17 protein-coding genes are annotated in these 22,980 nt (G+C 66.3%); 1 reads left to right on the top strand and 16 read right to left on the bottom strand.

All coding sequences use genetic code 11. From position 1 onward, the window contains the following. Positions 1–26 precede the first annotated feature (26 nt). From GEV02_RS29700 to rfbF, 8 genes are read right to left on the bottom strand one after another with little or no spacing between them, the layout of a single operon-like run. Positions 27–1,598 (bottom strand): glycosyltransferase, encoded by a 1,572-nt coding sequence (locus GEV02_RS29700; protein ID WP_152841425.1) that lies wholly within the window; start codon positions 1,596–1,598, stop codon positions 27–29. A gap of 11 nt (positions 1,599–1,609) precedes the next feature. Next, positions 1,610–2,542 (bottom strand): FkbM family methyltransferase, encoded by a 933-nt coding sequence (locus GEV02_RS29695; RefSeq protein ID WP_152841424.1) that lies wholly within the window; start codon positions 2,540–2,542, stop codon positions 1,610–1,612. A 21-nt stretch (positions 2,543–2,563) separates the two neighbouring features. Continuing rightward, positions 2,564–3,487: a transketolase family protein gene (locus GEV02_RS29690; RefSeq protein ID WP_152841423.1), complete on the bottom strand. Its 924-nt coding sequence runs from the start codon at positions 3,485–3,487 to the stop codon at positions 2,564–2,566. Beyond that, positions 3,484–4,299 carry a transketolase gene (locus GEV02_RS29685; protein ID WP_152841422.1) on the bottom strand — a complete coding sequence of 272 codons (816 nt, stop codon included), beginning with the start codon at positions 4,297–4,299 and terminating at the stop codon, positions 3,484–3,486. The genes GEV02_RS29690 and GEV02_RS29685 overlap by 4 nt, the downstream gene beginning before the upstream one ends. Continuing rightward, complete coding sequence (locus GEV02_RS29680; RefSeq protein WP_217433172.1) at positions 4,299–5,354, bottom strand: NAD-dependent epimerase/dehydratase family protein; 1,056 nt, start codon at positions 5,352–5,354, stop codon at positions 4,299–4,301. Before GEV02_RS29680 ends, GEV02_RS29685 begins: the two co-directional genes overlap by 1 nt. A gap of 8 nt (positions 5,355–5,362) precedes the next feature. After that, positions 5,363–6,688, bottom strand: a complete 1,326-nt coding sequence (rfbH, locus tag GEV02_RS29675) for a lipopolysaccharide biosynthesis protein RfbH (RefSeq protein WP_152841421.1) — start codon at positions 6,686–6,688, stop codon at positions 5,363–5,365. Between the two features lie 10 nt (positions 6,689–6,698). Further along, positions 6,699–7,781, bottom strand: coding sequence for a CDP-glucose 4,6-dehydratase (gene rfbG, locus GEV02_RS29670; protein ID WP_174999406.1), 1,083 nt, complete (start codon positions 7,779–7,781; stop codon positions 6,699–6,701). Then, positions 7,778–8,551 (bottom strand): glucose-1-phosphate cytidylyltransferase, encoded by a 774-nt coding sequence (gene rfbF, locus GEV02_RS29665; protein ID WP_070272165.1) that lies wholly within the window; start codon positions 8,549–8,551, stop codon positions 7,778–7,780. The genes rfbG and rfbF overlap by 4 nt, the downstream gene beginning before the upstream one ends. Before the next feature lie 329 nt (positions 8,552–8,880). On the opposite strand from rfbF, the gene GEV02_RS29660 reads away from it, so the two are divergent. After that, on the top strand, positions 8,881–9,396 hold the full coding sequence (locus GEV02_RS29660; RefSeq protein ID WP_235923045.1) for a PEP-CTERM sorting domain-containing protein: 516 nt from the start codon (positions 8,881–8,883) through the stop codon (positions 9,394–9,396). 2 nt (positions 9,397–9,398) lie between these two features. Here the strand turns inward: GEV02_RS29660 and GEV02_RS29655 are convergent, their stop codons facing one another. Genes GEV02_RS29655 through GEV02_RS29620 form a run of 8 tightly spaced genes read right to left on the bottom strand, consistent with a single transcriptional unit; the run spans position 9,399 to position 22,944 of the window. Further along, complete coding sequence (locus GEV02_RS29655) at positions 9,399–12,242, bottom strand: O-linked N-acetylglucosamine transferase family protein (protein ID WP_152841419.1); 2,844 nt, start codon at positions 12,240–12,242, stop codon at positions 9,399–9,401. A 31-nt stretch (positions 12,243–12,273) separates the two neighbouring features. Next, positions 12,274–13,374, bottom strand: a complete 1,101-nt coding sequence (locus GEV02_RS29650; protein ID WP_152841418.1) for an SGNH/GDSL hydrolase family protein — start codon at positions 13,372–13,374, stop codon at positions 12,274–12,276. Between the two features lie 5 nt (positions 13,375–13,379). After that, positions 13,380–16,556 carry an O-linked N-acetylglucosamine transferase family protein gene (locus GEV02_RS29645; RefSeq protein ID WP_152841417.1) on the bottom strand — a complete coding sequence of 1,059 codons (3,177 nt, stop codon included), beginning with the start codon at positions 16,554–16,556 and terminating at the stop codon, positions 13,380–13,382. After that, positions 16,553–17,293 carry an N-acetyltransferase gene (locus GEV02_RS29640; protein ID WP_152841416.1) on the bottom strand — a complete coding sequence of 247 codons (741 nt, stop codon included), beginning with the start codon at positions 17,291–17,293 and terminating at the stop codon, positions 16,553–16,555. Before GEV02_RS29640 ends, GEV02_RS29645 begins: the two co-directional genes overlap by 4 nt. A gap of 15 nt (positions 17,294–17,308) precedes the next feature. Beyond that, on the bottom strand, positions 17,309–18,415 hold the full coding sequence (locus tag GEV02_RS29635) for a DegT/DnrJ/EryC1/StrS family aminotransferase (protein WP_152841415.1): 1,107 nt from the start codon (positions 18,413–18,415) through the stop codon (positions 17,309–17,311). An 8-nt stretch (positions 18,416–18,423) separates the two neighbouring features. After that, positions 18,424–18,834: a sugar 3,4-ketoisomerase gene (locus GEV02_RS29630; protein ID WP_152841414.1), complete on the bottom strand. Its 411-nt coding sequence runs from the start codon at positions 18,832–18,834 to the stop codon at positions 18,424–18,426. After that, positions 18,831–19,715, bottom strand: a complete 885-nt coding sequence (locus GEV02_RS29625) for a glycosyltransferase (protein ID WP_152841413.1) — start codon at positions 19,713–19,715, stop codon at positions 18,831–18,833. The genes GEV02_RS29630 and GEV02_RS29625 overlap by 4 nt, the downstream gene beginning before the upstream one ends. 19 nt (positions 19,716–19,734) lie before the next feature. Then, positions 19,735–22,944, bottom strand: coding sequence for an O-linked N-acetylglucosamine transferase family protein (locus tag GEV02_RS29620; RefSeq protein WP_152841412.1), 3,210 nt, complete (start codon positions 22,942–22,944; stop codon positions 19,735–19,737). Positions 22,945–22,980 lie beyond the last annotated feature (36 nt).

The following is a 22,980-nucleotide window of genomic DNA, read 5'->3' as shown; positions in this document are numbered from 1 at the left end:
TATAGCAGGGGCGGCAAGGCAATGCTTCAGCCCGCAGTCAGGCGGGCGATGACGGCGTCGACGTTGTCGGCCGTCAGCGGCTGGTACAGCACGTCGCGGTTGGCCAGGATGGTCTGGTCGCTGAGCTTGGAGAAATCGAACTTCAGCATCTTCTCGATCACCGCCGGCGCGTAGCGGTGCTTGATGAACTTGGCCGGATTGCCGCCGACGATGGTGTACGGCGCCACGTCCCTGGTCACCACGCTGCCGGCCGCGATCACCGCGCCCTGGCCTATCGTCACGCCGGACAGGATCAGCACCTGGTAGCCGATCCAGACGTCGTCGCCCACCACGATCGGCCCCTTGTTGGTCGATTCCAGCATCTCGCCGAAATACTTCACCAGGAACGGGTAGGTCGACACCCCTTCATACGGGTGGTTGCCGCCCAACATGAACTTGACCTCGCTGGCCATCGAGACGAAATTGCCGATGGTCAGCCGTTCGCCCTCGCGGCCATAGGCCATCACGTTGAGCTCGCCGTACGACATGCGGCCGACGGTGACGCGGTTGAAATCGAACGGCCCGGCCGACATCGTCAGCTCGGTGTGGTTGTGCGGGTTCAGCGCGCGCCAGTAGGCGCGCTTCTGCTCTTCGAAGGTCGGCGCCGGCGCCGCAGCGGGCGCGGGGGCCGGCGCGGCCTGGCGCGGCGGCACGTCGCTGTCGAGATGGGCCACGGCCTGGTAGAAGTAGTCGTCGTCCACATAATCCTGCATGTGTTCGAAGAAGCCGGTCTTCTGGTAGTCGTTGTTCGGGTCGAAGTAGCATGGGATGATGTGCTGGATCAGCAGCAGCTTTTTCTCGTGCTCGTAGATCGCGCGGTCCAGCTGGCCGGTGGCCAGGTAGGGCTTGAGCAGGCTCAGGTAGTTCTTGCCGAACACCTCGGCGATGTTGTAGCCGCCCTTCTTGTAATTGCCCTTGCGGCCGGTGGGCACGCCGCTGAAGTAGTGGCCGAACAGCACGATGGCGCGCTTGCCCATGCCGAGCAGGCGCAGCATCACGTCGGTCTGCACCAGCCGCAGGTGCTGGTTGCGGGCGAAGTCGGGCAGCGCGTGGAACTCGCTGCGCCACATGCCGAAGCCGCCGATCCAGGTCGACATGAACGATACCCGCCGCACGAAATCGCTGACGCTGGTCAGCGCCTCGATCGGGTTGCCCTGCGCGTGGTTGCCGTTGGTGAGGAAGACCACCGGCATCTCGGCCGCCGTGGCGCGGTACACCTTGACCAGCTCGGCCAGGGTGCCGGGATGGACCAGCAGGTTGTCGTTGTGCAGCTTCAGGTACAGCCCGCGCCCCTGCTCCATGACGAACTTGAAGTTCATGTCCGGCGAGATGGTCTCGGCGTGGCGGTGGTACTGGATCTTGCCGGGGAAGGCCGCCACGTAGCGGGCGGCCACGGCCTCGGTGTCGTCGTCGGACGCGTTGTCGGCGATGACGATCTCGATCTCGTGGGTGTCGGCGAAGGCCGGCTGGCTGACCATGCTGTCGAGCGTCTGCTGCAGGAACGGCGCGCGGTTGAAGGTCGGGATGCAGATCGACAGAACGATGTCTTGGTTTTCCATGGACGCTCCGGTCAGGCGCGCAGGTAGCGGCGCAGTTGCTCTGCGTGCTTGCGCGGATGCAGGAAGAAGTAGTTGGTCGGGATGGTGTGTTCATCCATCTCGCCGAACTGCACCAGGCGCCCGCCTTCGGCCGTGTAGACCTCGTAGCCGGCGCTGCGGAACAGCGCGAAGATCTCGTTCGGGTTGTAGTTGAACTTGGCCGACCACTTGCGCAGGATTTCCGACAGCACGATCGGCAGGTCGCGCTTGATGGTCTCGAAGCCGCCCTTGAACACCAGCAGCTCGGCGCCTTCGACGTCGCACTTGATGAAGTCCACGCGCACGCCGGTGTCGGCGGTGTAGGCGTCGAGCGTGCGGACTTCGCAGCGCGCGGTGCGCACGTCGTCGCGGCCGGTCAGGTTGACCGCCGAGGCGTTGCCCGAGCCCTCGGGCGGATAGTAGAAGGTGAACTCGCCCGCCTGTTCGGACAGGCCGAAGTTGTGCGGCTTGATGTTGGCGCTGGCGTTGAGCGCCAGGTTGGTGCTCAGGTGGCCGTAGGTGGTCGGAATCGGCTCGAACGCATACACCGTGGTGGCGCGGCGCGAGGCGGCGATGTTGAGCGCGTACCAGCCGATGTTGGCGCCGATGTCGAAGAAGTTGTCGCCGTCGGCCACCAGGTTCTCCATCATGGTCGCCTCTTCCTTCTCGTAGTCGAAGAAGTTCAGCGTTTCCATCGGCGCCACGCGGTAGTCGCCGGGCGTGCAGGCGATGCGGATGCCGCGGTCGCGCGAGGTCATGATGACCTTGCCGTCTTCCACCTCGATCTTGCGCACGTTGGTCTGGCCGATGTAGCTGGCGTAGTCGAAGAACACCGCGTGGTGTTGCTCGTACATGGTCTTGATGAAGCTCGGCTTGTCGATCGCGCCTTGCTGGAACTGGCCCAGGGTCGTTTGGATGGAAATCATGTCAGCACTCGCGGTAAAGGTTCAGGACAGGGAGGCGTGCCAGCCGTTCAGCTGGAGGCCCATTTTCTCGCGCAGGAAATCCTGCGAGCCGGCGCTGCTGATGAAGGCATTCGGAATGGCGATGCGCCTGATCGCCGGCAGCGCCGCCAGCTCGCCGTCGGACAGCAGGTCGTGCAGGCGCTCCAGCACGGCCGAGCCGAAGCCGCCGTTGGCCTGGTGTTCCTCCAGCGTGGCCACGTGGCGGTAGCGCGCGGCCAGCGCCGCCAGTTGCGCGCGGTCGATCGGATTGACGAAGGGGAAGCTGTACAGGTCGATGTGCGGCGCGTGCTGCGCCAGGTAGCGTGCCGCGTAGCCGACCATGTCGCCGGTGGCGAACACCGCCGCCGAGGCGCCGCCGGCCGCCACGCGCACCGGCACGATGTCGCCCAGCTTGAGCGCCGGCGGCTGCGCGTGCAGGCGCGCTTCGCCGGCCTTGTTGAGGCGCATATAGCATGGGCCGCGGTGCTGGGCGATGAAGGCTGTCATGGCGTCCACCTCGGCCGGGTCGCCCGGCGCGGTGACCACCATGCCGGGGATGGTGCGCAGCATGCCCAGTTCCTCGGTGGTGTGGTGCGAAGTGCTCAGCGGGCCGTAGGCGTAGCCGCCGCCGACCGCGATGATCTTGACGTTGGCCTCGTGGTAGGCGACGTCGTAGCGGATCTGCTCCATCGCCCGCAAGGTCGGGAAATTGCCGATCGAGTAGCAGAACACCGTGTAGCCTTCCATGCTCAGGCCCGTCGCCAGGCCGACCATGTTCTGCTCGGCGATGCCGACGTTGAGGAAGCGCTCGGGATAAGCCTCGGCGAACGGCTCCAGCACCGAGTAACCGAGGTCGCCGCACAGCAGGAAGATGCGCTCGTCCCGGGCCGCCTGCGCCATCAGGGTGGTGATAAAACTGTTTCTCATGCTTGGTCCTCTTGCAGCAGTTCGGCGCGGGCGGCGGCGAATTGGGCGGCGTCCGGCGACTTGTAGTGCCAGGCCAGCTGGTGTTCCATGAAGCTCACGCCCTTGCCCTTGACGGTATGGGCGATCACCACGCGCGGCTTGCCGCTGCGGCCTTGCTTGGACAGCGCGGCGGCCAGCGCCGCGTGGTCGTGGCCGTCCACTTCGATGGTCTCCCAGTTGAAGGCCTTGAACTTGTCGGCCAGCGGATCGAGGTTGAGCACCTCGGCGGTGCTGCCGAAGCTCTGGATCTTGTTGTAGTCGACCACCAGCGTCAGGTTGTCGAGCCGGTGGTGGGGCGCGAACAGGATCGCTTCCCAGTTCGAGCCTTCATCGAGCTCGCCGTCGCTGACGATGGCGTAGGTGTGCCACGCAGCCTGGCGGCGCTTGCCGGCCAGCGCCACGCCGGCGGCCACCGACAGCGCGTGTCCCAGGCTGCCGGTCGACAGCTCCACGCCCGGCACCTTGTGGTTGACGTGCGAGGTGAAGTAGCTGCCGTTGTCGGTGAAGGTATCCAGTTCGGACTGGTCGTAGTAGCCGGTTTCGGCCAGCGTGGCGTACAGCGCGGTGCAGGCATGGCCCTTGCTGTAGAACACGCGGTCGCGCTGCGGCGCGCGCGGCTGCTTCGGGTCGGCGGTCAGCAGGCCGCCGTACAGCACGGCCAGCACGTCGGCCACCGAGAAGGCGCCGCCCAGGTGCGAGGCGCGCTTGGTGTGGCACATGTGCAGGCATTGCAGCCGGATGCGGCGCGCCAGGTCGGTTGTGGAGTCGGTCATCACAAATAGCTTTCTATGGTGCGGCGGAAGCCGTCGGCCAGCGAGGTGGCGGGTCGCCAGCCCAGGGCGTTGGCCTTGGCGATGTCGGGCGCGCCGCGCTGGACGGCGCTGGCCAGGTAGTTGTCGCCTTGCGGACGTTCGACGTAGCTGACGCTCAGGCCTTTTTCGGGATACATGCCGACCAGCAGCTGGCCCAGCGCGCGCATGCTGATCTCGCCGTCCGGGTTGCCGATGTTGTAGGCCTGGCCGGCGGCGCCGTCGAGCAGCACTTTCCAGAAGCCGGCGACGGCGTCGGCCGAGTAGCAGAACGAGCGCGTGGCCAGGCCGTCGCTCTTGAGCGCGATCGGCTCGTTGCGCAGGATGCAGGCGACGAAGTCGGCGTAGACGCGGCCGTCGTCGAGCAGCATGCGCGGCCCGTAGGTGTGGAAGGGACGGACGATTTTGACGGGCATGCCGTACTGGTGGCTCCACGACACGCACATGTTCTCGCCCATGCGCTTGCTCTCGGCGTAGCAGGCGCGCACCGAGGTCGGATCGACGATGCCGTAATCCTGCTCGGCGGTCGGCACCTTGCTGGCGGCGCCATAGACTTCACTGCTGCTGAAGTAAAGGAAACCCTTGCTGCCGCTGGCGCGCGCCAGTTCCAGCAGGGCCGCCGTGCCCAGCGTGTTGGCGCTCAGCGTGCCGACCGGATCGGTCGCATAGTATTTCGGGCTGGCCTGGCTGGCGGCGTGGATGATGTAGTCCGGCCGCTCGTCCAGCGTGAATGGCTTGCTGATATCCTGCTCGATGCAGACCAGGTCCGCGCGCCCGGCGTGGTGGGCGTAGCGCCGTTCGAAGCCGGCGCGGTTGCGCACCATGGCCAGCACGCGGATGCCGAGCTGGCGCGTCTCGTTCAGGTACAGCATGGTCTCGACCATGTACGACGGCAGGAAGCCCGACGCGCCGGTGATGCAGACGGTCTGGCCGGCCAGCCGGCTCCAGTCGATGCCAGGCGTGGCCACGATGGCGGCCATGTCGGCGGTTTCTATCGGATGCCGCATTGCTTGTGTCATGGCGGCCCTCAGAAACCGACGCCGAAGAATTCCTCCAGCTTGGTGACGGTGTAGTCCAGCATCTCGCGGGTCAGGCCGGGGAAGACGCCGATCCAGAAGGTGTCGTTCATCACGCGGTCGGTGTTGGTCAGTTCGCCGGAGACGCGGTAGTTGCGGCCCACCATGTAAGGCTGGCGCGTCAGATTGCCGGCGAACAGCAGGCGGGTGCCGATCTTGTGCTGGTCCAGATAGGTCAGCAGGTCGACCCGCGAGACGTTCGCTTCCGGCTTGAGCGTCATCGGGAAACCGAACCACGACGGGTCGGAATGCTCGGTCGCTTCCGGCAGGATCAGGAACTCGGTGCACGATTGCAGCCGCTCTGTTAAATACGCGAAGTTGTCCTTGCGGGCCTGGATGAAGCCGGGTGCGCGGTCGATCTGCGCCAGGCCGCAGGCGGCCTGCATGTCGGTGATCTTCAGGTTGTAGCCCAGGTGGCTGTAGGTGTACTTGTGGTCGTAGCCCATCGGCAGCGTGCCCAGGCACTGGCAGAAACGCTTGCCGCAGGTGTTGTCCTTGCCCGGCGCGCAGTAGCAGTCGCGGCCCCAGTCGCGGAACGATTCGGCGATCATCTTCAGTTCGGCGTTGTTGGTGAACACCGCGCCGCCTTCGCCCATCGTGATGTGGTGGGCGGGGTAGAAGGACATGGTGCCGATGTCGCCGAAGGTGCCGACCATCCTGCCGTGGTAGGTGGAGCCCAGCGCGTCGCAGCAGTCTTCGATCAGCCACAGATTGTGCTTCTTGCAGATCGCGGTGATGACGTCCAGGTTGTACGGATTGCCCAGCGTGTGGGCCAGCATGATGGCCTTGGTCTTCGGCGAGATCGCCGCTTCCAGCTTGGTCACATCGATGTTGTAGGTGCCCAGCTCGACGTCGACGAACACCGGGATCGCGCCGAACTGGATGATCGGGTTGACGGTGGTCGGGAAGCCCGCCGCCACGCCGATCACTTCATCGCCCTGCTGGATCGCGCGCGCGCCCAGCTTCGGCGAGGTCAGCGTGTTGAACGCGACCAGGTTGGCCGAGGAACCGGAGTTCACGGTGATCAGGAAGTCCACGCCTATCATCTTGGCCAGCCTGGCTTCGAACTGGTCGTTGAAGCGGCCGGTGGTCAGCCAGGCATCGAGCGAGGCTTCGACCATCAATTCCATTTCCGGCGCGCCGACCACCTTGCCGGCCGGCGGGATTACCGTCACGCCGGGCTCGAAGGCCTTGGGCACGCTGGCCAGCGCGCCGTATTCGCCCACCAGCTTGATGATCTGTTCGCGGAGTTGTTCTTTGCTTTGTGCTTCACTCATGATTGCTGCCTTAAAGATGTGCGGTGTTTTGATACGTGTCGATTTGCGCCAGCGTCAGCGCGCGCATGTCGTCGCCCCGGGCGTGGGCCTGGTGCCAGGCGACGATCATGTCGATGGTGTGGCCCAGGTGCCAGCGCGGCTGCCAGTGCAGGCGGCTGCGGGCCTTGGAGCAATCGAGCTTCAGGTAGTGCGCCTCATGCGGCTGCTGGCCGGCCTGCGGGTCCAGTTCCCAGCCGGCGCCGTCGCCCCAGCTTTCGCACAGGCGCGAGATGATCCATTCGACCGGGCGGGCGTCGATGTCGTGCGGGCCGAAGTTGAATCCCTCGGCGAAATCCGCGCCTTGCAGATACAGGTGTTCTGCCAGCGCCAGGTAGCCCGACAGCGGCTCCAGCACGTGCTGCCACGGGCGGATCGCGTGCGGACTGCGGATGCGTACCGGCTTGCCGGCGGCGATGGCGCGCACCATGTCGGGGATCAGGCGGTCCTCGGCCCAGTCGCCGCCGCCGATCACATTGCCGGCGCGGCCGGAGCCCAGGCCGACGCCATGCTCGGCGTATTTTTCAGGATTGAAGAAGGACGAGCGGTAGCCGGCCGTCACCAGCTCGGCGCAGGCCTTGCTGTTGCTGTAAGGGTCGTAGCCGCCGAAGGCTTCGTTCTCGCGATAGCCCCAGGCCCATTCCTTGTTCTCGTAGCACTTGTCGCTGGTGACGTTGACCACGGCCTTGATGCCGGGCGTGTTGCGCACCGCTTCGAAGAAATTCACCAGGCCCATGACATTGGTGGCGTAGGTCTCCACCGGATTGGCGTACGAATAGCGCACCAGCGCCTGCGCCGCCATGTGGATGACGATTTCGGGCTGCGCCTTCATCATCGCCTCGCGCAGGGCCGCGCCGTCGCGGATATCGCCGATGATGGAGGTCATGCCGGCGCCGACTTGCGCCGTTTCGAACAGGCTGGGTTTGCTCGGTGCTTCGAGGGCGTAGCCGGTGACATGGGCGCCCAGTTGCTGCAACCACAGGCTCAGCCAGCTCCCCTTGAAACCGGTGTGCCCGGTCAGGAATACACGCTTGCCGTGCCAGAAGGATGGATTCATGGCCATCGCTTCCACGGGGCCTTGCCGCTTTCCCACAGGTCTTCCAACAGGATTTTGTCGCGCAGCGTGTCCATCGGCTGCCAGAAACCGTGGTGGTGGAAGGCGTCCATCTGGCCTTCCCTGGCCAGTTTTTCCATCGGCTCTTTTTCCCAGGTGGTGCTGTCGTCGGCGATGTAGTCGATCACTTTCGGCGACAGCACGAAGTAGCCGCCGTTGATCCAGGCGCCGTCGCCCTGCGGTTTTTCCTTGAAGCTGACGATGCGCTGGCCGTCGATGTCGATGGCGCCGAAGCGGCCCGGCGGCTGCACGGCCGTCATCGTGGCCAGCTTGCCGTGCTGTTTGTGGAAGGCGATCGAGGCGGCGATGTCGATGTCGGACACGCCGTCGCCGTAGGTGAAGCAGAAGGCTTCGTCGTTTTCGACGTACTGGCGCACGCGCTTGAGGCGGCCGCCGGTCAGGGTGTCGGCGCCGGTGTCGATCAGCGTGACTTTCCAGGGTTCGGCGTGGCGCTCGTGCACTTCCATGCTGTTCTTTTGCAGGTCGAACGTGACGTCCGAGGTGTGCAGGAAGTAGTTGGCGAAGAACTCCTTGATGACATAGCCGCGATAGCCGCAGCAGATGACGAAGTCGTTGATGCCGTGAGCGGAGTAGCTCTTCAGGATATGCCACAGGATAGGTTTGCCGCCGACTTCCACCATCGGCTTCGGCTTGACCGTGGTCTCTTCGCTGAGCCGTGTGCCCAGTCCACCAGCCAGTATGACTGCTTTCATGCTATCCCCGATTATTTTGAGTTGACGCAGGCTACATTATCTATTGCGCCCGGGCTATTTTAAACGAAAAGCAGGGGCTATTTGGTGCCACAGACCGTGCGATGGCGATTTACCACAGTTATTGCGATTGTGGCTGTCGATAGCAATTTCATGGGGCATGAATCGATGCTCGACAGATAAAATCAATGAAAAATTTACAACAAATTTTCCTGATAGAGATGTAAGATCGACTTCCGACGTGTAATTCAGAAGCTAAACCACCTCCCGAAAGAATCTACAAAATGAAAGCTAAAAACTTCCTGCGGTCCGTTGTTCTGATTGGCGCCGTTTTGGCCGCGTCAGCTCATGCAAACACGTATTCCTTCAGCTTCCCGACCGCCGGTTCGACGGTGGTGTCATCGGTGGGCTTCCTGACCCCGACGGAAATCGGCTATTTCTGGTCGATGAGCCGCGGCGACAGCGTCACGCAAGGCTATGCCGGCAGCGGCGTATTCGGCACCACCAATCTGGAACTGGACCTGAACGTCACCCGCAATACGCTGAACAGCGGCGCCAGCGTGCAGTGGGATGTGCTGGTCAACGGCCAGGATGTCGGCGACTGGAACGTGGCCCAGGGCGACGGCACCGGCATCAGCCATCTGAGCTTGAGCTTTGGCGCGGTCGGGGGCGAATTCAATTCGCTGGCGCTGGTGGTGAAAAACAATGTGCCTGGCGGCCAGGGCTCGATCGCGCTGGGCATCGATACCCGGGGCTCGGTCAGCGCCGTGCCTGAACCGGAAACCTATGGCATGTTGCTCGGCGGCCTGGCCGTCATGGGCCTGATGGCTCGCCGCAAGCGCGCATAGGCTTACGCGGTCAGCAGCAGCTGGTAGCCAACGCGCATCGTGCGTTGTAGCGCGTCGATCCGATGGGCGGCGTTGGCGGCCAGTTGTGCGTAGTGGGTGAGGACCAGGGTGTTCAATTCGGCCAGCCGGGCCGACAGCAGTTGCCGGAAGCGTTCCGGCGGCTCGAAGCGGTGGCCGTGGGCGTGGGCCTGGTACAGCAGTTCCAGCGCCTCGATGCCGGCTTCCAGTTGCGCCAGCGGCGAGGCCGCAACGGCGGGCGCGGCGCGGTAGCTCGACAGCGGCTGCGGCAGGTAAACGTAGTCGCCGCCGGCCAGTGCGGTCAGTGCGGTGGCGACGTTGGCGCGGTCGGTGTAGGGCCGCTCATGATAGTGGCCGAAGGCCAGGCCGATGCTGGCGCGCTTGAACAGCAGGGCGCCCGGGGCGCAGACGGTGGCGGCGCCGCCGCTGTCGCCGCTCAGCAGCAGGTTGGCCAGCGAGCCGCCGCCGACCACGATTTCGGTGGCGAACAGCGGCGCCACCGGCAGCGCCTGGCCGTCCGGCGCGCGCGGCTGGCGCCAGCTGGCCACCAGGCTGATCTGCGGATGGTCGAGGAAGTAGGGCAGCATGACGGCGATCTTGTCCGGCGCCAGCGTGTCGCCGGACGGGGCGACGGCGACGTAGGCGCCCAGCGCCAGGGCCAGGCAGTGGTTGAGGTTGTCCAGCGGGGCCAGGCCGGGCGCGTGGGCGTAGCGCAGGCGGCGGTGGGCTTTCAGGTGCGGCTTGAGCAGGGCGCGGCAGGCGCCGTCGGGGCTGCTGTCGCTGACGATGATTTCGCAGTTGGCCCAGGTTTGCGCCAGTGCGCTGAGCAGCGTGGTTTCCAGCGGCAGCGGGTCGTCGGCGGCGATCAGGATGCTGACCAATGCGTCATTCCCGCGCAGGCGGGACGGTCCGCCGCTGCGGTCCATGCTGCGCTGGCCGGCACGCGACGTATGGATTCCCGCGTGCGCGGGAATGACGCGCTGGTTTCCCTTGGCTACCCGCAGGTACAGCTGTTCCAGGTCGCACACCAGTTGCGGCGTATCGAACAGCGGCACCGTGTCGCGGTGCTTGCGCAGGCGGTTGCGCAGCCGCGCCAGTTCCTTGGGCCGCTCGGCCAGCCGCACCGCCCTGGCTTCGTATTTTTTCTCGCTGGCCGTCACCAGTTCCGGCAGCCCGGCCGCGTGCAGCAGGCTGGCGCTGGTGCGGCTGGCGCTGCCGTGGCCGGTGCTGGTCAGCAGCGGCAGGCCGGCCCACAGCACTTCGCCGGCCACCGCACCCGCCGCATGGGGCGCGGTGTCGAGGAACAGGTCGGCGGCCTGGTAGCGGGCCATCTGCTGCTCCGGCGCGGCCGGATCCACAAAGCACAGCCGCTCGCTGGGGATGCCGCGCTGCATGGCCGCCACCCGCAGATTGTCGCGCACCTGCTCGCCGGCCGCTTGCAGCCACAGCACGCTGTCCGGCACCTGATGCAGGATACGCATCCAGGTGGCGTAGCGTTCCGGCGTGATCTGCTCGGGCGCGCTGAAGCAGCAGTAGACGAAGCCCGGTTCCGGCAGGCCGTACGCGGCGCGCGCGCCGGGTGCGGGCGGCGGCAGCGGACGCAGGCGGTCCTGCGGCTGGTAGCAGTGCGGCAGGTACAGCGGCTGTTCGGTGTAGTGCGGCGCCAGTTCCGGCGGCAGCGTGACGGCGTCGGCCAGCACGTAGTCGATGGCGGCCATGGCGCTGGTGCCGGGCTGGCCCAGCCAGGCGATCTGCACCGGCGCCGGCCGCTGCAGCAGGATGGCGGGCCGCGCGCCGGGCAGGCGGCCGTGCAGGTCGACCAGGATGTCGATCTCGTGCGTGCGGATCGCCTGCGCCGCCTGCGCATCGCTCAGCGTGGCGATCGGCACGTGCAAGTCCATGCCGCGCAGCAGGCGCTGGCGCAGCGCCGAGCCGTCTTCCGGCGTCCAGCAGAAACCGTAGACTTCGATCTGCTCGCGGTTGTGCAGCTCGAACAGCTCCGCCAGCATGCGGCCGATGGGCTGCGCGCCGAAGCCGTTGGACAGATAGCCGATGCGCAGCTTGCGATGGGTGTAGCCGTCGCCGTCGGCCAGCGGCGCCGGGGCCGGCGGCAGCGTGGCGCGCACTTCGCGCTGCGCCGCCGCCAGCTGCCGGGCCGGATCGTCACTCAAACTCAGCATCGCCAGCGCCGAGGTGGCGTGGCGCAGCGCGCTCTCGCTCAGGCCCGGCACGAAGCCATACACCGGCCACGCGCACAGCTTCAGCCGCAGGTTCAGCCACAGCGGCGCGATCAGGGTTTGCCTGGGGTCGAGTTGCAGGCTGTGCAGCAGCGCCTGCTCGGCCTGCGGCAGGTCGCCCTGCGCTTCGGCCAGCCTGCCGATGTTGTTGTACAGCCGTATCTGCAAGGCCGGCGAGGCGGCCGAGGCGTTGTCGAGATCGTCGAGCGCTGCGCGCCACTGCGCCAGCGCCGCTTCCGGCTGGCGGCGGCGCTCCAGCAGGCCGCCCAGGCCCAGCTGGCTTTCGGTGAAGCCCGGATGCAGCTTCAGCGATTGGCGGTAGCCGCGTTCGGCGCCGGCTTCGTCGCCCGTTTGCAGCAGCACCACGGCCAGGTTGTACCAGGCCACGTATTCCAGCGGCGAATCGCAATGCTCCAGCCACAGCTGGTACAGCGAGATGGTTTGCTCGGTCTTGCCCTGTGCCGACAGCAGGCTGGCCAGGCCGATCAGGTCGATGATGGCCAGCTCGCCCAACTGCGCCAGCGCCAGTGCCAGCGTTCCGGCTTCGGCCAGGTTACCGGCGGCCATGGCTTTGTGCAGTTGCTGGGACATGGGCGGGTTCCTGGCCGGTGGCGGGGAAGGGTTAAGACTGCTGCTCGACCAGCATCAGCACGCCGACCAGGTCGAGATGGCGTTCCGGCGCATCGGGCCGGCCGCCGGCATAGCAGTCGAAGCCGCTCTGGGCGCCGCCGGCCTGCTCCGGCACCGACACTGCCAGCCGGCTGGCGCCGTAGCGCCGCAGCAGGCTGTGGCTCCACAGCAGCGGCAGCGGGATGCTGGAGTAGACGAAGGGCAGCGTCTCGGTATCGGCGTGGCGGGTGGCGACGCGCGAGTTGAAGACCAGGCCGTCGTCGCTGCTCAGCTCCAGTTGCAGCGCATCGTGCTGCGGATCGGATTTCAGGAACAGCGCCAGCGGGAACATCTCGCTGTTCAGCTCCAGCCGGCTGCCCGGCAGCATGCGCAGGTAGTCCAGCTGCATCAGGCGGTTGCCGGTGTGGGCGCGCTGCACCGGCCCGCTGGTGAACTGCTCCAGGTTGACGCCGGGCAGGTACATCGCCTGCAGGCGCGTGAACGGCGACACGCTTTGCAGGCGCGCCACGGTGGCCGTCAGCGGCTCGGCGTTCTGCGTCTTCAGCGTCAGCAGCCGCTGCGCGACGATGGCGCCGACGATGGAGGTGGCGTGCGGCGTGTCGTAGTGGGCCTGGTCGCGGTACAGCCAGGCCGGCGCGCGGCCCAGGAACAGCGCCGACAGCGCGGCGCGCACGTCGATCACCGGCAGGGCCAGTTCATTGAAGGCGCGGATCTGCGCATCGTAGATCGGATGCGGCGCGGCCGAGGAGAAATGCTGCTGCTGCGCCAGCACCAGCGGCACGAAGGTGGCCGTCGGGTACAGCTGGGCCGCCGCCTTGAGCAGCAGGTGGAAGCAGAACAGCCACGAATCGCCGCCGCCGGGGCGGGGCGCGAAGTGGCCGGTGTCGTTGATCGAGTATTCGTACAGCACCACGTCCACCGGCTTGCCGTCGTAGGTTTCGTACAGCCGGCCGATGGCCGACAGCGAGGTGGTGGCGCCGACCGAGATCTGCACGATCTCGGCTTCCGCATAGCCTTGCAGCGATTGCGCCAGGTGGGTGACGTAGCCGTCCTTGAGCAGCGAGTTGGAACCGCCGATGATCAGTATTCTCATGGCGATCAGGCCGGCACGGCGGTGACGATGTAGCGCTGCGCCAGCGCATCCTGCACGGCCAGCTCGGGATCGCTGCCGCTGGCCTGGGCCAGCTGGCGCAGGATGGGCAGGAACACCGCGCTGCCAGGCTCGTTGAACACCACCGGGATGCCGCCGCTGAGGTTGAAGCCGCTCTGCTGCAGCAGTTCCAGCAGCGAGCCGCGGGTGAAGGCGTGCAGCTCGTCCTGCTGCAGCACGCCGTCGGCGCGGTAGCGGAAGTCGCCCATGTTCAGCCGCACCTGCGTGCTCCAGTGCTGCAGGTTACGCACCGACAGCACCAGCGTGCCGCCCGGCGCCATGCTGGCGCGGATGGATTTGAGCAGCGCCCATGGATCGCGCGCGCGTTCCAGCGCGCCATCCAGCACCCAGCAGTCGGCCTGCGCCAGCTGGCGCTCGCGCTGCGGGTCCGGGGTTTCGATGTCCTGGCTGTAGACGAAGTCGCAGTGCGCGCGCGCCTGTTCGGCGGCGATGGCGTCGCGCTCGATGCCGGTGTAGTTGCACAGCGGGTGGCGCTGCTTGTAGGCCTTGGCGAAGGCGCCGTCGCCGCAGCCCAGCTGCACCACCTTGACGGCGGCCGGCACGAAGTCCAGCAGTTGCTGGTTGATCTGCACCGTGGCCGCCGGCTTGTCGTAGTGGTAGCCGCCGGTGCGGCGCACCGTGCCCTGCCAGTCGTGGCGGATGAAGATGCGCTGCGCCGGCTGGTCGCTGAAATCGTTGTTGACCCAGGCGATGTTGCGCATCAGCTGGTCGCTCTTGCCGGCTTGCGCCATCGCCACCATCGACGGCAGCATCGGCGCGCCATGCTTGACCGGCAGCGGCCACTGGCGCACCACCTCGATATTGGTCAGCATGCAGGCCGGGTGCAGATACGGCATGCTGCCTTCGCCGTAGGGCTGGCCGTCCGCGTTGACGGGCGTGACGTTGCCGACGCCGTACATATGCGGTTCCAGGTTTTCCACCATCGATTCGAGGAAGCCGCGCTTGAGGATTTCGACGTCGGAATCGAGGAACAGCACCCGGCCCGACAGCTCCAGGTTCTCGATCGCCCACGCCATGCCGGGGCCGTGGTGGATGTTGTAGCCGAAGGGGATGAAGCGCACGCCCTGGTACTGCGCGGCGATCGGTGCGATCTGCTGGGCGATCTCCGGCGCCGAACCATCGATGATGGTGACCGGGTTGTGCGGATAGAACTGGCGGAAAGTGCTCAGCAGCGAGGCGATCAGGTCGGGGGCGTTGTACGACACCGCGATCATCGGAATCTGGTCGATATTCATGGCTGCTTTCGTGGTGTTGGTTGGCGCGGTGGGCTGGCTGCTGCCGGGCCGCGCCACGCGCTGCATGGCCGCTTCCAGGTTGCGCACCAGGCGCGGGGTGTCGAACAGGGCGCAGCTCATGCGGTTGTCGATGAGCTGGCGCTTCATGGCGGCGATGACGGCCGGATCGTTGGCCAGCGCTACCGCTTTCTCTTCGTAGTCGGCGAAGTTGTAGGTGATGAGCTGCGGCAGGTCGACCGCGCGCAACAGGCTGCCCGCCATGCGCGACGCGAAGGTCGGGCCGGCGCAGGTCAGCAGCGGCAAGCCTGCCCACAGCGCATCGCTCGCGGTGGTGCCTGCATTGAACGGGTAGGTGTCCAGGAACAGGTCGGCCAGCTGGTAGCGCGCCAGGTAGTCGGCCGGCAGCGCGCGTTCGGCGAAGATCAGCCGTTCGGCAGCGATGCCCGCTTCGGCGGCGTGGCGTTTCAGGTTGTCGGCCACCAGCGGCGTGTCGGCCACCAGCCACAGCACGCTGCCCGGCACGCGGCGCAGGATGTTCATCCAGTGCGCGAACAGCTCGGGCTTGAACTTGTAGCTGTTGTTGAACGAGCAGAAGACGAAGGCGTCTTCCGGCAGCTTGACGCTGGCGCGGGTCGGCTTGTTACCGATCAGGCGCTGGCGGTCGTTGATCTGGAAGGTGTCCGGCAGGTACAGCGGCTGTTCGGTGAAGTCCTTCCGCATCTCAGGCGCGATCAGGAATTCGTCGGCGATCACGTAGTCGATGCCGGGCAGGCCGGTGGTGCCGGGGAAGCCCAGCCACGTCATCTGCACCGGCGCCGGGCGGTAGGCCAGGATCTGCGGCCGCGCGCCGGACGTCAGCCCGTGCAGGTCGACCAGGATGTCGATCTCGTGTGCGCGGATCAGTTGCGCGGCCTGCTGGTCGCTCAGCGCGTGTATCGGAATGTAGTGGTCCATGCCGGCCTTGACGCGGGCGCGCAGCGGCGAGCCGTCCTCGCGGCTCCAGCTGAAGGCGTAGACCTCGAACTTGCTGCGGTCGTGCAGGCCGTACAGCTCGGCCGTCAGGATGGAGACCGCGTGCGAGCACAGGTCCGACGACAGATAGCCCACGCGCAGGCGCTCATGGCCGTAGCTGGAGCCCTGGCCCGCAGGGCCGGTCAGCGACGCCACGGTGGTGTCGATCTTCTCGGCCACGAAGCGGGCGGCGGCAGCGGACTGCAAGGCCGGATCGTCGGTCAGGCTCAGCATCGCCAGCGCCGAGGCGCCGTCTTCCATCTGCTTGCGGCTGATGTGCGGCAGACCGGCCCAGGTCGGCCAGTGGCATTGCTTCTGGCGCAGGTGCACCCAGTGCGTCATCACGTGCGGCTGGTCCGGTTCCACGACCAGGCTTTGCGCCAGCATGGCTTCCGCTTCGGGATACTGCTTCTGGATTTCCAGCAGGCGGCCGAGATTGTTCAGCGTTTGCAGGTACTGGGTGCGGCTGGCTTTCTGGTCGATCTTGACGGCCGGGCCGAGGATGGTGCGCCACATCGCCAGCGCTTCCTCCGGCTGGCCCTGGCGTTCCAGCAGCGTGCCGAGATTGAGCCGGCCCTCGACAAAGCGCGGATGCAGGGCGATGCACTTGCGGTAGGCCGCTTCGGCGCCGGCGTCGTCGGAGTCGGCGGCCAGCAGCGCGCCGAGGTTGAACCAGGCCGCGTACGCCAGCGGCTGGCGCGCGCCGTGTTCGATCCAGCAGCGGTACAGGGCGATCGCCTGCTGCGGCTGGCCCTGCTTTTGCAGCGCGGCGGCGGCGTCGAACAGCTGCGGGATCGTCATGTTGCCGCGTCCCGCCTGCTTGATCCACTGGGCGTAGGGTGTGCCGGCGACGTTCATGGTTGGGCCGCGTCCCAGCCGGCGGTGATGTCGGCCGGATAGCCGCGCTTGAAATGCGTGGTCCACGGATAGGCCGGATCGCCGCTGCCATCCTTCAGTTTGATCTTGCCGGCGTCGCACAGGAACTGCGCCGGATTGCCGGCCACCACCGTGTGCGGCGCGACATCGCGGTGCACCTTGCTGTGCGCGGCCACCAGCGCGCGTTCGCCCACGGTCACGCCCGGCAGGATCACCGACATCGCGGCGATGGCGGCATAGTCGCCGATGGTGGCGCCGACCAGCACATTGCTCGGCGGATGGGGATCGTTGGTCAGCACCACGTACGGCAGCAGCCAGACGAAGTTGCCGACTTTGGACATCTTGCCGATGAAGACGTTGGACTGGCAGCGCACGTAGTCGCCGATGACGCAGTCGCCCTGGATATCGTTCATGGTGCCGATCTGGAAGGCGATGCCGGCCACGGTTTTCTCGCGCACCACCACGCGGTGGCCGGTGACGAGCTTGTCGCCGAAGCGCGAGCCTTCGTAAAACACCGAGTGCGAGCGGATGCGCGCGCCGGCGCCGATCACCAGCGGCTGGCCGTCGGCCAGCGGCGTCGGGTAGCCGATCTCGCAGTAACTGTCGATGACCGAGCCGGCGCCGATCTCCACGTTGTCATGGATGATGGTGAACGGGCCGACGCTGACGCCGTCCCCCAGCTTGGCCTTGGGCGAGACGATGGCGCTCGGATGAATCATGTCGTTTCCTGTAATTTATGCCGCGCAGAACTTGCGCACCGCCGCCACCACTTCCATCGCCTGTTCGGCCGTCATGGTCTGGCCCATCGGCAGGCTCAGCACTTCCTTGTGGATGGCTTCGGCCAGCGGGAAGTCGCCCGGCTTGTAGCCCAGATGCGCGTAGGCCGGTTGCAGATGCGGCGGCACCGGATAGTGGACGATGGTGCCTATGCCCTGTTCGGCCAGCGCCTTGGCCAGCGCGTCGCGCCGGGCGTGGCGGATCACGTAGACGTGCCATACCGGCTCGGCCCACTCCGGCACGTGCGGCAGCGCCAGGCCCGGGATGCCGGCCAGCTCGCGCTGGTAGATGGCGGCGATGGCGCGGCGCTTGGCGTTGTCGCCGTCCAGCTTGGGCAGCTTGACGCTCAGCAGCGCCGACTGCACTTCGTCCAGGCGCGAGTTATAGCCCGGCACTTCGTTGTAGTACTTGACCTTGGAACCGTAGTTGCGCAGCGTGCGGATCTTGTCGGCCAGCGCGTCGTCGCTGGTGGTGACGGCGCCGCCGTCGCCCAGCGCGCCCAGGTTCTTGCCCGGATAGAAGCTGAAGGCGGCGGCGTCGCCCAGCTGGCCCGCCACGCGGCCGCGGTACAGCGCGCCGTGGGCCTGGGCCGCATCCTCGATCAGCTTCAGGCCGTGCTTGGCGGCCAGCGCGATCAGCGGGTCCATGTCGGCGGTCTGGCCGTACAGGTGCACCGGCATGATGGCCTTGGTGCGCGGCGTGATGGCCGCTTCCACGCGGGCCGGGTCGATGTTGAAACCGTCGGCGGTCGGCTCGACCGGGATCGGCGTGGCGCCGCAGTCGCTGACCGCCAGCCAGGTGGCGATGAAGGTGTTGGACGGCACGATCACTTCGTCGCCGGGGCCGATGCCGTAAGCCTTGAGGATCATGAAGATCGCGTCCAGGCCGTTGGCCACGCCGATGCCGTGCTTGCTCTTGCAATACGTGGCGAAGCTCGCTTCGAAGGCGCTGGTCTCGCCGCCGAGGATGTACCAGCCCGAATGCAGCACGCGCTTGAAGGCGGCTTCCAGTTCGTCGGCTTGCGACAGGTTGATGGCTTTCAGGTCGAGGAAGGGAACGCTCATGGCAAAACTCACTTAGGTTGGTGTGCCGCGGCCACGAATTCATCGTAGTCGTGGTAGTAGTCTTTGGGGTCGTACAGCGTCGAGGCCAGCACCACGCAGACCGCGCCGGACGAGAAGTTCTCCACTTCGCGCCACATCATGCCCGGCACGTACAGGCCGTAGTAGGAGCGGTTGAGCTGGAACTTCTTGCGTTCATAGCCGTCGTCGACGATGACGTCGAAGCTGCCCGACATGGCGACGAACAGCTGCTGCAGTTCGATGTGGCCGTGGCCGGCGCGCGCCGAGCCGCCCGGCACGTCGTACAGGTAGTAGACCCGCTTGATGTCGAAGGGGATGTGCACGCCGCCTTCGATCACCGACAGGTTGCCGCGCACGTCGTGGTGCGGCGGCAGTTCGATCATCCTGCATTGGTCCATCATGATGCTGCTCCTTGCGCCGCCAGCACCTGGTGGAAGCGCTGCTGCGAGCGGCCGACCATGGGGAAGATGCCGCTCAGGCGGGCGGCCACGTCGTCCACCGTCTGCTGCATCACCACCAGCTCTTCCGGCTCCACCAGACCGATGTCGCACGATTCGATCAGCAGGTCGATGTAGTCGGAGAAGCAGTAGCCGAAATTCGGATTGCTGTTGACGTTGCTGTTCGATTCCAGCCGCTGGTCGTGGCGGAAGTAGGACAGTTCTTCGTCGATGTAGAACACCTTGCCGTCGCGCGCCAGGTTGAAGTAGGCGGCCACGTCGGCCAGGCCCAGCGTGCAGTCGTGCTTGTGGTAGCGGAACAGGTGGCGGCCGATTTCCCACAGGCGCTCGCGGCGGAACATGATGGTGCTGAACTCGCCGACGAAGTTGCGCATGCCCAGCACCATGCTGCGCTGCATGTCGCGCGCCGTCATGCTGCCGCTGGCCTGGTAGGGACGGCGCAGCTCGGTGCGTTCGTTGTCGACGTTGATGACCTGCGACGACGAGAACACCAGCTGGATTTCCGGGTCCATATTCATCGTCGCCACCATGCGCTCGACGCAGAACGGATGCAGCACGTCGTCGTCGAACAGCGGCTTGATCAGCTGGCCCTTGGCGGCGAACAGCGCGGTCAGCACGTTCTGCTCGCGCAGCGCCGAATTGCGCTGGTAGATCAGCAGGCCGCTGTACTTGGCGCACATGTCCTTGATGGCCTCGGTCGGGCAATTGTCGCTGACCAGGATCTCGATATTGGGATAACTCTGGCCCAGCGCCGATTTCAGGCAGGCCTCGAAGTGGCCCGGCTTGTACGACGGGATAACGATGCTAACTAATGGCAAACTCATAGAATGTCAGGCTCCAGGCTTAGGCGGCGACAGCCACCACGATGTATTGCCAAGGCAGCGCGTCTTCCACCGCCACCACCGGATCGAGGCCGCTGGCGCCAGCCATCATGCGGATCGCCGGCAGGTATTTTTCGCGCGCCGGTTCGTCGATGATGCGGGCGCTGCCGCCGGCGATCTGGAAGCCGGCCTGCTGGAACAGTTCCAGCATGGCGCCACGGGTGAAGATGCGCTTGCGCGATTTTTCAATGCCGCCAGGACCGTAGCGCATGTCGCCGGCGTTCAGCCGCGCCTGCACGCTCCAGTGCTGGAAGTTGCGGATGGTGGCGACGATGCGGCCGCCCGGCGCGATGCTGGTGCGCACTTTCTGCAGCAGCGTCCACGGGTCGTCGGTCGCTTCCAGCGCCTCGTCCATGACCCAGCAGTCGGCGCCGCGCACGTGGTCCCACAGGTCGGGGCCGGCGTGTTCGATGTCGAGGTTGAACACGAAGTCGCAATGCGGCCGCGCGGCCTGGGCCGGCGCCGGATCGGCTTCGATGCCGGTGTAGTTGGCCAGCGGGTTGCGGGCGCGGTAAGCCTTGGCGAAAGCGCCGTCGCCGCAGCCCAGCTCCACCACCTTGCCGGCGGTGGGCGGCATGAAGGTCAGCAGGTCGGTATTGACTTCGCTGGTGGCGCTCGGCAGGTCGTAGTGGTAGCCGCCGGTGCGTATCACCGTGCCCTGCCAGTCGTGCTTGATGTAGGTGCGGGTCGGTTCGCGGGCGAAGTCGTTGCGCACCCAGTCGACGCTGTGCATCAGGCTGCTCTTGCCGGCCTGGTGCATCGCCAGCATGGCCGGCAGCAGCGGCGCGCCGTGCTTGATCGGCAGCGGCCACTGGCGCATCACTTCGGCGTTCACCAGCATGCAGGCCGGGTGCAGATAAGGGATGCCGTCGGCGTCGCGGCTGTGGCCCACTTCGTTGACCCACTGGACGTTGCCGACGCCGTACATTTCCGGACGCAGCTGGCTGTGCAGCGATTCCAGGAAGCCGGCCTTGAGGACCTCGACGTCGGAATCGAGGAACAGCACCTCGCCCGACAGGCCCAGGTGGCTGAGCGCCCAGGCCATGCCGGGGCCGTGGTGGATGTTGTAGCCGAAGGGAATGAACTCGACGTTGTCGTAGCCGTCGGTGATGGCGCGGATTTTTTCGGCGACGTCGGGATTTGAGCCGTCGATCACGTACACGCGGTTGCCGTAGAACTGGCGCAGCGTGCGCAGCAGCGCTTCGATCAGGTCGGGCGCGTTGTAGGACACGGTGACGATGGGGATGTCGGCGATGCGCACCGGTTCGGCCAGGGTGTGCTCCGACGGCTCCTGCGGACGCACCGCGTGTTCCGGCGCGGCCAGGCGCGGCGCGGCCGGCTTGGCGACTTTCTGCAGCGCCGCTTCCAGGTTGCGCACGAAGCGCGGGCTGTCGAACAGCGGGCAGGTCAGGCGGTTGGCGGCCAGCTGGCGCTTCATCGAGGCGATGCGGGCCGGGTCGTTGGCCAGCGCCACGGCCTTCTCTTCGTAATCGGCGAAGTTGTAGGTAATCAGCTGCGGCAGGTCGACCGCGCGCAGCAGGCTGCCCGCCATGCGCGACGAGAAGGTCTGACCGGCGCAGGTCAGCAGCGGCAGGCCGGCCCACAGAGCGTCGCTGGCGGTGGTGCCGGCGTTGAACGGGAAGGTGTCGAGGAACAGGTCGGCCAGCTGGTAGCGCGCCAGGTATTCGGCCGGCACGGCGCGGCTGTTGAAGATCAGGCGGTTGCGGTCGATGCCGGCTTCCTCGGCGTAGCGGTACAGGTTTTCGCGCACTTCCGGATAGTCGGCCACCAGCCACAGCACGCTGTTCGGCACGCGGCGCAGGATGTTCATCCACACCGTGAACAGGTCGGGCGTGAACTTGAAGTTGTTGTTGAACGAGACGAAGACGAAGGCGTCTTCCGGCAGGTTGACGCTGGCGCGGTTCGGCTTGGCGGCGATCAGGCGCTGGCGGTCGTTGATCTGGAAGGTGTCCGGCAGGTACAGCGGCTTCTCGGTGAAGTCCTTGGTCATTTCCGGCGTGATCAGGAATTCGTCGGCGATCACGTAATCGACGCCGGGCAGGCCGGTGCTGCCGGGGAAGCCGAGGTAGGTCAGCTGCACCGGCGCCGGGCGGTAGGCCAGGATGTTGGGGCGCGCGCCCAAGGTCAGGCCGTGCAGGTCGACCAGGATGTCGATTTCGTGGGCGCGGATGGTGCGCGCGGCCTGCTCGTCGCTCAGCTTGTCGATGCGGATGTAGTGGTCCATGGCCTTGACCACGCGGGCGCGGATCGGCGAGCCGTCTTCGCGGCTCCAGCTGAAGGCGTAGACCTCGAACTTGCTGCGGTCGTGCAGCTCGTACAGTTCGGCGGTCAGGATGGACACGGCGTGCGAGCAAAAGTCCGACGACAGGTAGCCGATGCGCAGGCGGCCGTGGCCGTAGCCATGCTGGCCGGTCAGCGGCGCGACGGCGGCGTTGACTTTCTCGTTGACGAAGCGGCGCGCGGCGGCCAGCTGCTGGGCCGGATCGGCCGAGGCGCTGAGCATGGCCAGCGCCGAAGTGCCGTCCATCATGGTAGCGACCGAGATGTGTTCGAGGCCGCTGTAGACCGGCCATTCGCACTGTTTCTGGCGCAGGTGGACCCAGTGGGTCATGACGTTGGCCTGTTGCGGATCGACGCGCAGGCTCAGCGCCAGCATGGCTTCGGCCTCGGGATAGCGCTTGCGGATTTCCAGCAGGCGGCCGAGGTTGTTCAGGGTTTGCACGTACAGCGTCGGATTGGTCTTGATATCCGGTTGCACTTCATCGGTAAGGATGGTTTTCCACATCGCCAGCGCGTCGTCCGGGCGGCCGGTGCGTTCCAGCAGCGTGCCCAGGTTGAGGCGGGCTTCGACGAAGCCGGGGTTCTGGGCGATGGCCTTGCGCAGCACGGCTTCGGCGCCGGCGTCGTCGCCGGAATTGGACAGCACCACGGCCAGGTTGAAGCAGGCGGCGTAGACCAGCGGCGACGGCGTGTGGTCGATCCAGGCGCGGTACAGGGCGATGGCGGCGGGCAGTTGTCCACTTTCCTGCAACACGGCGGCGGCGCCGAACAGGTCGCCGATGGACAGCGCGCCTTTGACGGCCAGTGCCATAACGGTGCCCAGCGGGCTGTTATCGATGGGAGCGGGTGCGGCAGGTACTTGTGCGGTCATAGCTAGGCTTAGGATGGGATGAGCCATAAAAGGTAC

The sequence above is a fragment of the Rugamonas aquatica genome (assembly GCF_009380215.1).
Classification (GTDB): Bacteria; Pseudomonadota; Gammaproteobacteria; order Burkholderiales; family Burkholderiaceae_D; genus Rugamonas; species Rugamonas aquatica_B.
Note: the sequence above shows the minus strand (reverse complement) of the source record. Positions and strands in the feature narration are given on the sequence as shown.

Excerpts from the sequence above, each read along its gene's own strand:
- GEV02_RS29655 (WP_152841419.1), bottom strand. The coding sequence starts at position 12,242 with ATGTCCCAGCAACTGCACAAAGCCATGGCCGCCGGTAACCTGGCCGAA.
- GEV02_RS29700 (WP_152841425.1), bottom strand. The coding sequence starts at position 1,598 with ATGGAAAACCAAGACATCGTTCTGTCGATCTGCATCCCGACCTTCAAC.
- rfbH (WP_152841421.1), bottom strand. The coding sequence starts at position 6,688 with ATGAGTGAAGCACAAAGCAAAGAACAACTCCGCGAACAGATCATCAAG.
- GEV02_RS29630 (WP_152841414.1), bottom strand. The coding sequence starts at position 18,834 with ATGATGGACCAATGCAGGATGATCGAACTGCCGCCGCACCACGACGTG.
- GEV02_RS29695 (WP_152841424.1), bottom strand. The coding sequence starts at position 2,542 with ATGATTTCCATCCAAACGACCCTGGGCCAGTTCCAGCAAGGCGCGATC.
- GEV02_RS29650 (WP_152841418.1), bottom strand. The coding sequence starts at position 13,374 with ATGAGAATACTGATCATCGGCGGTTCCAACTCGCTGCTCAAGGACGGC.
- GEV02_RS29635 (WP_152841415.1), bottom strand. The coding sequence starts at position 18,415 with ATGAGCGTTCCCTTCCTCGACCTGAAAGCCATCAACCTGTCGCAAGCC.
- GEV02_RS29640 (WP_152841416.1), bottom strand. The coding sequence starts at position 17,293 with ATGATTCATCCGAGCGCCATCGTCTCGCCCAAGGCCAAGCTGGGGGAC.
- GEV02_RS29620 (WP_152841412.1), bottom strand. The coding sequence starts at position 22,944 with ATGACCGCACAAGTACCTGCCGCACCCGCTCCCATCGATAACAGCCCG.
- GEV02_RS29680 (WP_217433172.1), bottom strand. The coding sequence starts at position 5,354 with ATGACACAAGCAATGCGGCATCCGATAGAAACCGCCGACATGGCCGCC.
- GEV02_RS29685 (WP_152841422.1), bottom strand. The coding sequence starts at position 4,299 with ATGACCGACTCCACAACCGACCTGGCGCGCCGCATCCGGCTGCAATGC.
- rfbF (WP_070272165.1), bottom strand. The coding sequence starts at position 8,551 with ATGAAAGCAGTCATACTGGCTGGTGGACTGGGCACACGGCTCAGCGAA.
- rfbG (WP_174999406.1), bottom strand. The coding sequence starts at position 7,781 with ATGAATCCATCCTTCTGGCACGGCAAGCGTGTATTCCTGACCGGGCAC.
- GEV02_RS29645 (WP_152841417.1), bottom strand. The coding sequence starts at position 16,556 with ATGAACGTCGCCGGCACACCCTACGCCCAGTGGATCAAGCAGGCGGGA.
- GEV02_RS29690 (WP_152841423.1), bottom strand. The coding sequence starts at position 3,487 with ATGAGAAACAGTTTTATCACCACCCTGATGGCGCAGGCGGCCCGGGAC.
- GEV02_RS29625 (WP_152841413.1), bottom strand. The coding sequence starts at position 19,715 with ATGAGTTTGCCATTAGTTAGCATCGTTATCCCGTCGTACAAGCCGGGC.